Raw genomic sequence first — 14,140 nt, 5'->3', positions numbered from 1 at the left:
TTTTTTTATGCCGTCAAATGCTAGTATAATGAAAAACACTAAAGGAAAGGTGATTGCAGATGGATTCAATTATAAAGGTAGAAAATCTGGAGAAGAGCTATAAAAAGAACAGGGCGCTGGACGGAATTTCTTTTGATGTGCATGCCGGGGAAATTCTGTGCCTCCTGGGACCAAACGGTGCGGGAAAGAGCACAACGATAAATATTCTGACCACAGCCTTAAAAGGAGAAAAGGGAAATGTCTTTTTCAAAGGTAGGAATATCAATCAAATAGCTAAGACTTACAAGCAGAACCTTGGAATTGTTCCCCAGGAGCTTGCACTGTACGAAGAGCTGTCGGCTGAAAGGAATGTAGAGTTTTTTGCGGCATTATACGGGGTAAGAGGCAGGGAATTGCGGGTAAAGGTGAACGAGGCTTTAAAATTTGTGGGGTTATGGGACAGGAAGAAGGATAGGGCAAAAACTTTTTCTGGAGGTATGAAAAGAAGACTGAATATAGCCTGTGCCATAGCGCACAACCCCAAAATCATCATTTTGGACGAACCTACGGTGGGAATAGATCCCCAGTCAAGAAACCATATATTAAAATCCATAAAGGAATTAAGAGAAAACGGGGCGACAATCATTTACACAACTCATTACATGGAAGAGGTTGAAGAGATCTCAACGCGCATTATAATAATCGACCACGGAAAAATTATTGCCGAGGGAACAAAAGAATCCCTGAAGGAAAAGCTGGCAGAGGAGAAACAGTACATCATTGAAGCGGATGGAACAGACAGGCTTGAAAAAGAGGACCTGTATAAAATAGCCGGTGTAAAAAATGTAGACCTTGAGGGAAACCGGATAAGGATTTCGGTTATAAAGGGCATTGATAATCTTGACAAGATAATTTCAATACTTATCGGTAAAAAAATAAAAATAAACAATGTGACAAATGAGGAAGCAAGCCTTGAAACAGTATTTCTAAAGCTTACGGGCAGAACTCTGAGAAATTAGAATCAAAGAAAGGGACAGTTATGAGACAATTTTTTATCATATTAAAAATGGATTTGTTAAATCTTGCAAAGAGCTTTGTTTTAGTACAATATAATACGTTATTCCCCATAGCCCTGATCCTCATACTTGGCTTTTTATGCCAGGGGGATTACGGGGGAGGCGGCGTCAGTTCCTATGATTACTATGGGGTGACCATGCTGCTGTTTACGGTATTAAATGTATCGGTTTCATCAGCAAACAGTTTTATGGAGAAAAGTATCAAGAGCAGCAATCTGAGAATTGTATTCTCGCCCGTCAGAACTTCCTTCATTTATATTTCAAAAATCGTCGCCACCTTTTTATTTACATCCCTTTGTTATATTGCAGTAATAATATTTTGCAATCTGGTATTGGGTGTCAATTTCGGAGGAACTGCCATCGGCTGTGTGATACTGCTCATTCTTTTGCTCGACTTGATGTCATCCGCCATGGGGGTGCTGTTCTGCTGTCTGTTTAAAAGTGAAGAGGGGGCGAGCCAGCTGCTCAGTATGATGAATAATATTTTCGGGGTGTTGGGCGGGCTGTTTTTTCAAATCGACGGCTTTGGCAAAACAGTAAGTATTATCTCCTATATTTCACCTGCAAAGTGGGTGCTTGAAGGAATAATGAGGGTCATCTACGATAACGACCTGAGCTTTGTACTGCCCATATCGGTAATATTCCTGGTACTTACTGCGGTATTTGCTTTTGGCTGCAGGCTTACATTCAGAACGGAGGACTATGTATGAGAAATATGTTCATTATATTAAAAAACAATTTTTATAGAGCAGTAAGCCGGAAAAATTACTTTATCTTAATGCTGTGCATATCCATAATTACAATAACCGCTGCGGTATTTTTTACTGCAAAGCTGGAGGTGAAAGGCAATATAGCAGTCGTTTCTGATACCGGCAGTCTTTATTTAAGCTCAAAGCTTCTTCACGTTGAAAAGGTGGACAGAGTGCCTGACAGGGCCTCGCTGGTCATGCACAAATATGATGCGGCAGTCATTGACAGAGGTGATGGGGAATTTGAGATTCAGACAATCAGAAGTGATGATTTTAAGAAGAAGCTTGAGAAAATAATAAAAAATCAGGATTTGTCTTCTTTCAAGGATGAAAATTCCCGGGGTGTGGCATCAAATATTTTGGGTTATATGATCATGATTGTTTTTATTCAGGGACTCCTGTACATGCTGATGTACTCGGAGGACAGGGAGAACGGCACTTTTAAGCGGATAGGAGTATCGCCGGTGCCGGCAGGAGTCTATCTCGCAGGCCATGGTATTTTCAATTTTCTGATGGTTTTTTTACCAACCTATTTATTGATAATATCTGTAAAAATCATATTTGGTATAAATATCGGTTTGAGTTTCATTCAGTACGCAGGTATTTTAGGGCTGCTGACTTTTTTAGCTACAGGTTTTTCCCTCTTTATCAGTTCACTGTTTAAAAAGGCTGACAGCAGCAACATGGCGGGACAGTCAATAGCAGTTTTAACATCTCTTCTGGCAGGTTGTTTCTACAGCTTTGACAATGGTAATGAAGTCATGAAAAAAATCATATCCATTCTGCCGCAGAAAAATTTAATCAGCCTGGTACAGGCAATTGAACATGGAAAGAGCTTCAATGCGCTGGTACCTCAATTAACTTATATGATAGCATTCTCGGCCGTATTGTTTGTTCTGGCGGCAGCAATTGTGAAGATTAATTTTAAAAAGGGTGAGTGTTGATGCAGTACCATTATTTGATATACAATAATCATAGATAGCAGACAGTTTGTATTGTAATATGAGCAAACAATTGTACTATTTTCACAGAAAGCAGGAGGCCTCCATGAACAGTAAAATTAAATTTATATCAACAAAGCTGAAAATGCCTGCTCCCCGAAAACATTGTATATTGCGCGGCGAACTGTTTGAAAAGCTTAAGGAACTTGATGAATACAGGCTTATACTTGTAAAAGGTGTTGCTGGCAGCGGCAAGACCACTCTCCTGACATCCTTTATAAGAGAGTACGCTTCGGTACAATTTAAATGGCTGACTTTGGACAGCGATAACAACAATGTGATCTCCTTCTGGTACTATTTTGTTGAAGCTGTTTCTGATTATCTGGGAGATGCTAAAAATACTGTAGCGGCTCTTTTTGATGCTGTCCTTCAAAAGGAGGATATTGACCGTATTATTGAAATACTTATTAACCAGCTCGATCAAAAAAACTCTCTTGCCATTGTCCTTGATGATTTTCACTACCTGAAGGATGAAAATCTTTTAAAAACTATAGAATACTTCATAAAATACATGCCCCGAAATATTCATATTGTGCTTTTGACAAGAGATGAGCCGGGAATCTATCTCGGTGACCTGCTTATGGGGGGCGGGCTGCTCCACATCGATGAAACCCGGCTTAAATTCAGCCGGCAGGAGGGCACTGACTTTTTATTGTATTCATTGGGTTTGAAGCTTCCTGAGGAAACAGTAAACGAACTGAATGAATTATGTGAAGGCTGGGTTGGCGGACTTCAGTTAATAGCTCTGGCATGTATAAATAATTCCGCGGAGGTTATAAAGGAAATAAAAATCAACAATAAGTACACTGTAGAGTATCTTTCCAAAGAAATCCTTGATTCACTTCCTGAAAAGCACAGGAGTTTCCTGATAAAAACCTGTGTACTCAGCTATTTTGGAAAGGATATCTGCGACAAGCTTTTAAATATACGTAACAGTAATACCATAATAAGTGAACTGCTGGAAAAAGACCTCTTTTTGGTGTGCATCGATGAGGACAGGCAGCTTTATAGATACCATAACGTCTTCGGGGAATTTTTGAAGCTGAGATTTTCAACACTGGATGAACAGGAAAAAAGTAACCTGCTGGAAAAGGCTTCGGCCGTATTTAAAGAAATCGGAGACCTGGAGGAAAGTGCAAGGCTCCAGCTTCACAACAGAAATTATGAAGGAATGCTTGAGACTTTGGATTTATTGGAGCCCAACTATAAGTCCTGGTCATACCTGTCCCGGATTCCTGTGGCATATCTGAAGAATAACCTGAATTACATTGTACAGCTATTTTATTACTATTATTACAATTCGGACTATAAGGAAATAGAACTGATGGTTGAAGCCTGCAGCAAGGAAATGGAGGATCAGAAAACCTGGAGGTTCCTTAAAATTATAAAATCAATACTTGTGGATTTTGATCTTTGTACAGAGCTTATGACGGTGGATGAAATTGAGCGGATTGGAGTAAGTGATACTGCAAAATCCATACTTTATTTAGAAACCGCAGCCTTTTTGTATATTAAATTTGATCTTAATAAAGCTTTGGATTTCGTTGAAAAAGCAGCCGTGTATGACCTGGGAAAAAACCCATTTATCACCTTGACCGTATTATCCCTAAGATGCGGAGTCAAAGAGGAACTGGGCGACCTGGAGGAGTGTGAGAGGCTGTATGAAGATATATCCGGGCGACTGGAAAGCTTTAAGCTGCTAAATGATTATAAAACAAATTACTATATTGGACTCACCGGTGTATATACCAAGACATATCAGATTGAAAAGGCGCTGCAGTGTATCGGGAATGCCGCAGCGCTCTGTAAAGAGGACAATTTGTATATGGATGCTGCTTACCTGTATAATCTCGCTGAGATAAGACTTTTGCAGGGAAATCTGAAAGATGCGCGCCGGCTGCTGGAAAAACTGCTGTGTAACGACGCCTATAAAAATATTCTTTTTATGTCGGGCGTAATAAAGCTTTTGATTTATGCAGGCTGCATGACCCCGGAGATGAGTCTGAATTATAAAAAAAAGTATGTGGAGTGTGATACGGGTTTTATAAGGATTGAAGACACCCTGGCATATGCGAAGGTAATGCTTTATGAAGGAAATTCCCCAATGGCACTGGAATTGGCGGATGAAATCCTTCCGGCGGCAAGAGACCAGAAAATAAAGTTTAAACTTGTGGAAGCTTTGCTTTTCAAAATCAGTGTCCTGCACACTACAAATCAGGATACTGCAGAGATAAAAAATCTTATGCGCGAAGCAATTTATTACAGTTATGAAAACAGGATATTATCCCCATATATCTACGAAGGGGAATATATAATAAAGTACCTGTCAGCAGTCAGGGAAGAACGGCTTAAAGACTTGAAAAACGGTGAAAAGGTTTTTATATACCGGTTGGAGGAGATTTTGAGAGAAGATAAAACCGACAGTACTCCTCTCAGCGAAAGGGAGCTGGAAGTTCTCAAGGAAATGGCCACGGGTGCTACAAACAAAGTGATAGGAGACAACCTGTGCATTTCGGTATCAACAGTCAAAACCCATATAATCAATATCTATTCAAAGCTGGATGTGGGCAGCCGTGTGGAGGCTGTGGAGCTGGCCCGGAAAATGAAGCTTATAACCTGATAAGATAAATGCAATACAGGAAATTCTATTGAAACTGGTGCGTGTGCGCTGTCACAATAGAATTTCCCATAATTTCCTCCTGTTTTTGTATGGTTTTTATTTTGTAATACCGGTCCGTATTGTCTTATAGAGCTGGATGACAACAAAGGGAACCAGTGCCAGCAGGCCGATAATTCCAAGGTGGCTGATAACACCGGGATCTATATCAAACAGATGCTGAAGCGGTGAAACGGTGAGAACCAGGAATAATAACAGCGTTCCCAGAAGCACCGCACCCCATTGATACCTGTTTGAAAAGAAGCCGATTTTAAACAGGGGATACCTGGAACGGCAGTTAAAGCCGTGTATCAGCCTTGCCAGCGCCAGAACGGCAAAGGCCATGGTACTGGCAAGTGCAGTATTCCCAGTATTTAAACCGTAATAGAAGGCTGCAAGTGCACTTGCGGCTATTACTGCACCTTCAAAAACGACCTGCAGCAGAAAACTCCTGTTCAGCAAGGGTTCATTTATATCCCTTGGCCTGGAATTCAAAGCATCTTTTCTGTACGGTTCCAGACCAAGTGCAATTGCCGGCATTGAGTCGGTCAGCAGGTTGATGAACAGCAGGTGAATGGCTGTAAACGGAAGCGGCAGAGCTAAAACCGATGTATACAGTACGGCCAGGATGCCTGCCGTATTACCTGACAGCAGGAACTTGATTGAGTTCTTGATATTGGTATAGATACTTCTTCCGTTTGAGACTGCCTTGACAATTGTTGCGAAATTATCATCTACAAGAATCATTGAAGCCGCATCCTTGGCAACCTCGGTACCCACCTTGCCCATTGCAACTCCGATGTCGGCCTGCTTGAGCGCAGGTGCATCGTTTACGCCGTCACCCGTCATTGCCACGACATTTCCCTTATCCTGCCAGGCCTTGACAATACGTATTTTGTGCTCAGGGGATACACGGGCGTAGACCGAAATATCCTCAACCTTGCTTTTCAAGTCTTCATCGGACATTTTTTCTATTTCCACACCTTCGACTGCATGGCTTTTTTCGTCCATAATGCCAATCTGCTTTGCAATTGCAGATGCTGTGATCTTGTGGTCACCGGTTATCATAACAGGCTTTATACCGGCGCGTATGCAATCGGCCACGGCCTGCTTTGATTCCTCTCTCGGAGGGTCGATCATGGCTACCAGGCCAACGAAGGTCAAATCTTTTTCATTTTCTGTAGAAAGCTTTACATGGGAATCAAAGGCCTTTCGTGCAAATGCCAGTACCCGCAAGCCCTCCTGGGAAAATTCCCTGTTGACCTTTTCAATAAATTCTATATTTTCCTGTTCTATGGGTTTATCGCCATGCTCTGTCAGAACGCTTTTCGATCTGCTTAAAATAACGTCGGGAGCACCTTTGGTAAACATCATGAATTGTCCGTCAATGCTGTGCAGGGTGCTCATCAGCTTCCTGTCGGAGTCAAAGGGTACTTCCGACAGCCTTGCATATTCATCGCGGACATCTTCCTCCTCATAGCCGTAATCATTTGCCAGTTTGATAAAGGCAACCTCGGTGGGGTCTCCCACGGCAGTCCCGTCGGTAATGGTGGCATCGCTGGACAGAATGCTTATTTTTACAATTGAACGCTGGAGTGTGTCCTCCATGTCAAGTTTTTCCGAGGCAAATATCTTCCAGCCTACAAATACCTTTTTTGCAACCATTTTATTCTGGGTGAGCGTACCTGTTTTATCCGAGCATATGACCGACACACTTCCCAGGCTTTCTACGGCATGAAGCTTCCTGACAATGGCATTTTCTTTGGCCATCTTTTGGGTGCCTATGGCAAGTACAATTGTCACTATGGAGCTGAGTGCCTCGGGTATGGCCGCTACGGCAAGGGCTATGGCAAACATGAAGGAATCAAGAACCGGATAGCCCCTCACAACATTTGCTGCCAGAATGATACCGCAAAGAACGAGAATGGCCACTGCCAGCTTCTTTCCAAATTTGTCAAGGCTGACCTGCAATGGAGTCAGCTTGTTTTCGGCAGCATCCATAAGAGATGCTATTTTCCCCAGCTCTGTCGACATACCGGTGTGTGTGACAGCTACGACAGCCCTTCCGTAAGTGACATGACTGCCGGTAAACACCATGTTCTTTCTGTCTCCTATGGGTACGTCGGAGGCGGATATTGTGTCGGCTGTCTTCATAACACTTTCGGATTCACCGGTAAGAGAACTTTCATTTACCTGCAGACTGTGATTTTCAATGATCCTTCCGTCGGCACTTATAAAGTCTCCGGCTTCAAGTAAAAGGATATCTCCCGCCAAAACCTCCCTGGACGGAATCTCAATCCGCATTTTGTTCCTTATAACCCTTGCGACCGGTGAAGAGAGAGATTTAAGACTTTCCAGGGATTTTTCGGCTTTGAAATGCTGGGCAGTCCCTAAAACAGAGTTCAAAATAGTAACTGCAAATATAACGACGGCACTTTCATAATCCTTCAGAAAGAGTGAAACCACCGCAGCAATCAACAGGATTATTACAAGAAAATCCTTAAACTGCCCCAGAAAAATCTTGATGACTCCTGCTTTTTTTCCGGTCTGCAGTTCATTATAACCGTATTTCTCTCTCAGGCTGGCGATATCCTTATCGGATAAACCGTTAAGGTTGGTATTCAGTTCCTTTAAAACCTCCTGGGCTGAGTAATTGTAATAGTTTTTCATATGACTTCCCCCTTCTGGTGGTCTGAAACATCTAAATTCATACATTGGACAATATACGTTTTAGATGTTGCATACTACCAGTCAATATATTTAAATGTATAAGCTTTACCAATTTCAAATGACAATTAATTTTAAATAAAACAAGATATTTTTAATCTGTACTCTTTTTAGGAAATGTATTCGGAAATGGATAGAAAGATAAAAATTATTATACATAACAAGGTGAATTTTAACAATTTTTTAATGTAACAATTTACAATAAATTTACAAACTATATAGCATGGGGCGGGACGCTTACTTTAGAAAATCTTAATAAATGCATACTGATACTTAAGAAATTTTTAGTCAAAAAGAAATATAATTTTGAAGTCTATTCTGATATAATATCAAAAGGGTTTGTCAGGTAAATTCAACATGACAAACGTTATTACGGAGGTAAAAATGAGTTCACAAGGAAGAAAAAAGAACAGTCTGTTACCGGCGATAACAGTTTTCTTTACAATATTGCTTGTTGCATTAACAGCTCTATATTTGATGTTCAGCGGGAATTTGCCCTGGCTGAATACGGCAACGGGCACAAATTCCGCAAATTCGTCAAAAGCGCATGTCAGTGCGGTAAATACTACAAAACCGGCCGATGGGTCTCAAGCAGGGGCCAGCCAGGGCCAGGCTGAAGAAACTGTCAAGGAGCCTGCAGAAAGCACAAATCCCAATGATTTGCTTATCTCGTGGAAAAATCCGGCCAGTCTCATAAGCAAAAAAACTCTGGGTGACGGTTCAGCTCAGAAATCCTACAAGGATGGCGGCAAAATAACTTTCTGGACATTGGTCAATAACAAGACGGTAAAAGATTATACCCCGCCTTATAATATAGCTTTCGGTTCTCCGGAAAACTATTCGGAGCTGGAAGGAGTTACGGCTTTTAGAGGAAATAATTACCGTACGGCTCCATCATGGGGAAAAGCCGGGGTTAAGGAAAAAAAACTTGAGATAGTCTGGACACATGACATCGGCGCTGTTTCAGGTGTTGGAAGCTATTGGCCGGGCGCTGGCTGGACAGGCCAGCCACTGCTGGTTCACTGGTCGGATGAAGTAAGGCAGATAATGAACATAAATGCAGAGTTTAAATCCAGGGATCTGGTTGAGGTAATTTACCCGGTATTTGACGGAAATGTATACTTCCTTGATATGGAGACCGGAAAGCCTTCAAGACCAAAAATGAATATAGGGTTTACTGTAAAAGGTACCGGAATGGTGGACCCGAGAGGGTATCCCCTGTTTTATACAGGCCAGGGACTCAATGAGAATGACGGTAAGACAGGAGCTTTTAAATACAGGATTTTTGACCTGATTAATCAAAAGCTGATCTATTCGTTCCCGGGAAATGATCCTGTCGCTTTCAGAAGTTGGGGGGCAAACGATTCCTCAGCGCTGCTGAACAGATATACCGATACTTTAATAAATTGCGGTGAAAACGGTTTGGTGTATAAGGCAAAGCTGAATACCAAATTTGACAGCAAGGCCGGAACAATATCAATAGATCCTTCATTCACAAAATACCGTTACAAAAGCTCGTACAGCTCAGAACAGGGAATTGAAAATTCCCCTGCCTTTTACCGCAATCTGATGTACTTTGCCGACAACGGCGGCACCATTCAGTGTCTGGACATAAATAAAATGGAACCGGTATGGATTTACAAAGGCGGTGATGATACCGACAGTACCATAACACTGGAGGAAACAGACGAGGGAGTTTTCCTTTACACTGCCAATGAAATAGATAAGAGGGGCAGGGAAGGTTCCAGAGCCAACAGCAATATCCGCAAAATTAATGCACTGACCGGAGAGCTTGTATGGCAGAAGGACTATTCCTGTGCATACCAGTCATATATTAACGGCGGTGTGTTAGCAACGCCCGTAGTTGGCAAGAATGATATAAGTGACATTGTAATATTTAATATTGCGTTGACCGGCTCAACAAGTGACGGCACTCTGGTGGCACTGGACAAGAAGACAGGTGCGGAAATCTGGAAAAGACATTTGGAAGCATATAGCTGGAGTTCTCCTGTGGATTTCATGTCTGAGGAGGGCAAAACCTACATGCTGCTCTGCGACTTTAAAGGAGATATGCATCTGATCGATCCGAAGACCGGTGAAGATCTGGATAAGATATCAGTCGGAGGGAACGTGGAGGCCTCTCCCGCAGTCTATAACAATATGGCGGTTGTAGGAACCTATGCAAAGAAAATATATGGAGTAAGAATAAAATAAAGGCTTAGCGAGGAAGTTATGAAAAGATACAGAAGAAGAGCAACAAACAGGTTAAGGGCATTATTGACAATATTGGTCCTGGCACTGATTATGACGGGAGTCTGGATCGGACTCAGCAAGGTGTTTAACTTGGATTCCGATACCGTAAAAACGTCATCAAATTCCTCTGCAGGTGTTAATTCTGCAGATTCTACCGGAGAGATCGAGGAAGGGCCCGAAGAAGAACCTGTGGCAGATCCCATGCCCCAGGAGATGACCGATCCGGAAAAATTAAAATCCTCCTGGACTGAGGAGTCGGATTTCGGAGGCAAAAAGGCATACCCTGATTTTGCCATCGACAATACCTTTGCCAGCGGTCTGGATATGAAATCCTGGATATTCAGGATTAATACCCCTTTGAAGCAGTACACACCCAGGAAAAAGGACAAAATTTCCTTTGGTTCTCCGGAAGAGTATTCGGAACTGGAGGGAGTTACAACTTTCAGGGGCAACAATTACAGGGACAGTGCTTCTTTTGGTACCAGAACAGTCAGTCAGAAAAAGCTTGAGATTGTGTGGGAGAAAGACGGGCTGGGTGCTATTTCAGCCCATAACAGCTATTGGCCCGGAACGGGCTGGACCGGGCAGCCGCTTCTGGTTCACTGGCCTGAGAATACCAGAAAAATGATGAATATAAACGGGGAAATGAAGTCCAAGGATCTGGTGGAGGTTATTTACCCTGCTCTGGACGGTAATATTTATTTCCTGGATCTTGAAACGGGGAAGCCTACAAGGGAAAAAATACAAGTCGGATACCCCATTAAAGGTACCGGTATGATAGACCCGAGAGGCTATCCGGTGCTGTATACCGGAATGGGTATCAACGAAAACAGCGGAAAGTTTACAGAATACAAATTCAGAATAATCAACCTGCTTAATCAAAAGGAACTTTACTCCATTTTCGGAAGAGATGAAGTGGCTTTCAGAGGCTGGGGCGCAAATGATGCTTCGGCACTTCTGGACCGCAAAACCGATACTCTGCTGAATGTGGGAGAAAACGGCCTGGTTTACAGAGTGAAGCTTAACACTAAATTTGACAAGTCGGCAGGTACACTTTCCATAGCTCCCCAGTTGACCAAATACCGGTACAGAAGTCCCTTTAATGACGAACAGGGCATAGAGAACTCGCCTGCCATATATAAAAATTACATGTACTTCTGTGACAACGGCGGAACGCTCCAGTGCCTTGACCTGAACACTATGAAACCGGTTTGGATCTATGATGCAAAAGACGATACCGATGCATCAATAGTTATTGAGGAAACCAAAGAAGGAGTATTCCTTTATACGGCAAATCAGGTTGACAAGCGCGGAGAGAACGGAAAGGCCGCGGTTGCAGACTGTAATATAAGAAAGCTTAATGCCTTGACAGGAGAATTGATATGGCAGAAGAATTACCAGTGTGTATACAATTACTATATCAACGGAGGAGCACTTGGAACTCCTGTTATCGGCAAAGATGACATCAGTAATATGGTTATTTTCAATATCTGTTTTACCGGCTCAAACAGTGACGGTACAATGGTAGCACTGGACAAGAAGACAGGAGAGGAAATATGGAAGAAAAAACTTACCTCTTACAGCTGGTGCTCACCGCTGGACTTTAAAAGCTCCGACGGCAAAACCTATATGGTCTACAGTGATTTTGCCGGTTTTATGCATCTTGTAGATCCTATGAACGGGAAAACCCTTGACTCTGTTTCACTGCAGGGCAACGTGGAATCCTCCCCGGCAATATATAACGATACTATCGTTGTGGGAAGCTATGCGAGAAAGATTTTTGGAATAAAAGTAAAATAATAGGTACCATTGTGATTTTTTATACCAACTGGCAGCTTCGAACTAACTTCATAAAATAGGATGCTCCCAAAACAATTGCGTAAATTGTATCGCCTCATTCAAAGTGGTTTTGTCGATAATTTATCGCAATTGTTTTTAACCGTGCATCCTATTTTATGAAGTTGTCCTCGCGTACCAATTGGTATTGATTAAGTCTATCTATGGTAAAAAAAGTATAGCAGGTTCAATTATGTGCTGGTTGTAAGCGCTTTGTGTGCAATCCATTGCTTGAATAGTATGGTACTGTTACAGGTATGCTACAATACTGACATCAAATATTAAAAAAAAATTAATAGTTTAAGTGTATAAATAGCTGTTCAAATATATTATAATTAGAATAATTTGGATGGCTCAGTCAGCAGAATTCAAACAATTTTGTCGCATTTACGTATATTAAGTGGTATGTTTTTTTACTGACGACACTATTTTTTATTCAAATGGGGAGAAAGACAAAATGACAATAAACGGTATAGAAACATTCCCCATACCGGAAATGGAGATAATATGAAAATTCTAAAGGAAATATTCAGCTGGATGGGAACAATACTTATCTCAATAATCGTGGCACTTCTTGTAATAATATTTTTATTTCAGCCCACAAGTGTAAATGGTCCATCCATGGAAAATACACTGCATAACGGAGATAAGATCATAATAAATAAAACTCAGAATATTTTTCACGGCATTCCGAATTATGAGGATATTGTCATTATTGACAGCAGGATCGGCAGGGAACGCAGATTTATAGATAACATAATGGATCCTCTCAAATACAATCTGATAGTATCAAAAATAACCGGCAATGAGGATGAAATTTTCTGGGTGAAAAGAGTAATAGGCAAGCCGGGAGATGTACTTGAATTCAAAGAAGGAAAGGTTGTCAGAAACGGGGAGGCCCTGGACGAGTCCTACATAAAAGAGCCAATGTTATACCAGTCGGATGAAAAGATAACCGTCCCTGAAAACAGTATTTTCGTAATGGGTGATAACAGGAATGAAAGTAAGGACAGCAGAGTTATAGGATGTGTTCCCATGGATCATGTTTTTGGCAAGTATTTATTAAGATTGGGATTTTAGGTGAGGTATGGATACGGTTTCAGTATATAAAAAAGAATATCATGTTGACTATGGTGATGCAGATTACTACAGAAAATTAAAACTGAGTTCCCTGTTCAATTATTTTCAGGATGTCGCCAGCCTTCATGCCGAAAATCTGGAGTTGGGTGTCGAAAAGCTCCTTGCAGAACAGGGTGTAACCTGGGTGCTGGTAAAAATACTTGTTCAGATGGAAAAATTTCCGGCACTCGGCGAAAAATTGACGGTTGAAACCTGGCCGCTGGAGCCTAAAAAACTTGAGTTTGAAAGAGATTTTTTTGTAAAGGATTCAGAGGGCAATATTATTGGAAGAGCCATTTCAGGCTGGGTTATAATGGATGTAGAGTCCAGGGAGATCAGAAGGACCGAGCTTTTTCCCGGAAGGTTTCCTCAATTTAACCAGATTCGTGCCATTGATGGTCGGATGGGTAAAATAAAGGCAAACGGGCAGCTTCAACAGGTGTATAAAAAGACAATCGGATACAGTGATATTGATATAAACGGACATCTTAACAATTCCAAATATATCGATTATATAACAGATTGTTTTTCCATAGAGAAACATGGACAATACGCTGTTGATACAATTCAGGTAAGTTATATAAGTGAAGCCCTGGCAGGGGATTCCATAGTGTTCTATAAAGACATTTCCGGACTCGACTCGGGAGCCGTGTACGTGGAAGGCGTTGATGAAGCCGGAGCAAAGACTTATTTCAAGGCCTGTATTACATTAAAATAAAAAATTACGATGTGTAAGAGGGGATT

At 41.6% G+C, this 14,140-nt stretch carries 9 protein-coding genes; 8 read left to right on the top strand and 1 reads right to left on the bottom strand.

Annotated features, from left to right (window positions below; translation table 11 throughout):
* Positions 1 to 59 precede the first annotated feature (59 nt).
* The 4 genes from CTER_RS13140 to CTER_RS13125 all read left to right on the top strand — a co-directional run bounded on the left by CTER_RS13140 (position 60) and on the right by CTER_RS13125 (position 5,425).
* A complete protein-coding gene (locus CTER_RS13140; protein ID WP_004625930.1) occupies positions 60 to 998 on the top strand; it encodes an ABC transporter ATP-binding protein in 939 nt (312 codons plus the stop codon).
* Between the two features lie 20 nt (positions 999 to 1,018).
* Positions 1,019 to 1,765 carry an ABC transporter permease gene (locus CTER_RS13135; RefSeq protein ID WP_004626043.1) on the top strand — a complete coding sequence of 249 codons (747 nt, stop codon included), beginning with the start codon at positions 1,019 to 1,021 and terminating at the stop codon, positions 1,763 to 1,765.
* Positions 1,762 to 2,748, top strand: coding sequence for an ABC transporter permease (locus tag CTER_RS13130; protein ID WP_004626146.1), 987 nt, complete (start codon positions 1,762 to 1,764; stop codon positions 2,746 to 2,748). Before CTER_RS13135 ends, CTER_RS13130 begins: the two co-directional genes overlap by 4 nt.
* A gap of 103 nt (positions 2,749 to 2,851) precedes the next feature.
* Entirely contained in the window at positions 2,852 to 5,425 is a 2,574-nt protein-coding gene (locus CTER_RS13125) for a winged helix-turn-helix domain-containing protein (protein WP_004625986.1), read from the top strand.
* 96 nt (positions 5,426 to 5,521) lie between these two features.
* Here CTER_RS13125 and CTER_RS13120 read toward each other — a convergent pair whose 3' ends face one another.
* Positions 5,522 to 8,131 (bottom strand): cation-translocating P-type ATPase, encoded by a 2,610-nt coding sequence (locus tag CTER_RS13120; RefSeq protein ID WP_004625926.1) that lies wholly within the window; start codon positions 8,129 to 8,131, stop codon positions 5,522 to 5,524.
* 441 nt (positions 8,132 to 8,572) lie between these two features.
* Here CTER_RS13120 and CTER_RS13115 point away from each other — a divergent pair, with 441 nt between their 5' ends.
* From CTER_RS13115 to CTER_RS13100, 4 genes are all read left to right on the top strand, one after another.
* Positions 8,573 to 10,402, top strand: a complete 1,830-nt coding sequence (locus CTER_RS13115) for an outer membrane protein assembly factor BamB family protein (protein ID WP_004626103.1) — start codon at positions 8,573 to 8,575, stop codon at positions 10,400 to 10,402.
* Positions 10,403 to 10,420: 18 nt separating this feature from the next.
* A complete protein-coding gene (locus CTER_RS13110; protein ID WP_004625928.1) occupies positions 10,421 to 12,241 on the top strand; it encodes an outer membrane protein assembly factor BamB family protein in 1,821 nt (606 codons plus the stop codon).
* A gap of 543 nt (positions 12,242 to 12,784) precedes the next feature.
* Positions 12,785 to 13,357 carry a signal peptidase I gene (gene lepB, locus CTER_RS13105; protein WP_004626105.1) on the top strand — a complete coding sequence of 191 codons (573 nt, stop codon included), beginning with the start codon at positions 12,785 to 12,787 and terminating at the stop codon, positions 13,355 to 13,357.
* 7 nt (positions 13,358 to 13,364) lie between these two features.
* Positions 13,365 to 14,114 (top strand): acyl-[acyl-carrier-protein] thioesterase, encoded by a 750-nt coding sequence (locus CTER_RS13100; protein ID WP_004625916.1) that lies wholly within the window; start codon positions 13,365 to 13,367, stop codon positions 14,112 to 14,114.
* The last annotated feature ends 26 nt before the right edge of the window (positions 14,115 to 14,140 follow it).

The organism is Ruminiclostridium cellobioparum subsp. termitidis CT1112, assembly GCF_000350485.1.
GTDB classification, from domain to species: Bacteria; Bacillota; Clostridia; order Acetivibrionales; family DSM-1351; genus Ruminiclostridium; species Ruminiclostridium termitidis.
This window is presented reverse-complemented; position numbering and strand designations above follow the sequence as displayed.

What these genes read in the sequence shown, in the direction of transcription:
- CTER_RS13100 (WP_004625916.1), top strand. Translation starts at nt 13,365, where the DNA reads ATGGATACGGTTTCAGTATATAAAAAAGAATATCATGTTGACTATGGT.
- CTER_RS13125 (WP_004625986.1), top strand. Translation starts at nt 2,852, where the DNA reads ATGAACAGTAAAATTAAATTTATATCAACAAAGCTGAAAATGCCTGCT.
- CTER_RS13110 (WP_004625928.1), top strand. Translation starts at nt 10,421, where the DNA reads ATGAAAAGATACAGAAGAAGAGCAACAAACAGGTTAAGGGCATTATTG.
- CTER_RS13130 (WP_004626146.1), top strand. Translation starts at nt 1,762, where the DNA reads ATGAGAAATATGTTCATTATATTAAAAAACAATTTTTATAGAGCAGTA.
- CTER_RS13140 (WP_004625930.1), top strand. Translation starts at nt 60, where the DNA reads ATGGATTCAATTATAAAGGTAGAAAATCTGGAGAAGAGCTATAAAAAG.
- lepB (WP_004626105.1), top strand. Translation starts at nt 12,785, where the DNA reads ATGAAAATTCTAAAGGAAATATTCAGCTGGATGGGAACAATACTTATC.
- CTER_RS13120 (WP_004625926.1), bottom strand. Translation starts at nt 8,131, where the DNA reads ATGAAAAACTATTACAATTACTCAGCCCAGGAGGTTTTAAAGGAACTG.
- CTER_RS13135 (WP_004626043.1), top strand. Translation starts at nt 1,019, where the DNA reads ATGAGACAATTTTTTATCATATTAAAAATGGATTTGTTAAATCTTGCA.
- CTER_RS13115 (WP_004626103.1), top strand. Translation starts at nt 8,573, where the DNA reads ATGAGTTCACAAGGAAGAAAAAAGAACAGTCTGTTACCGGCGATAACA.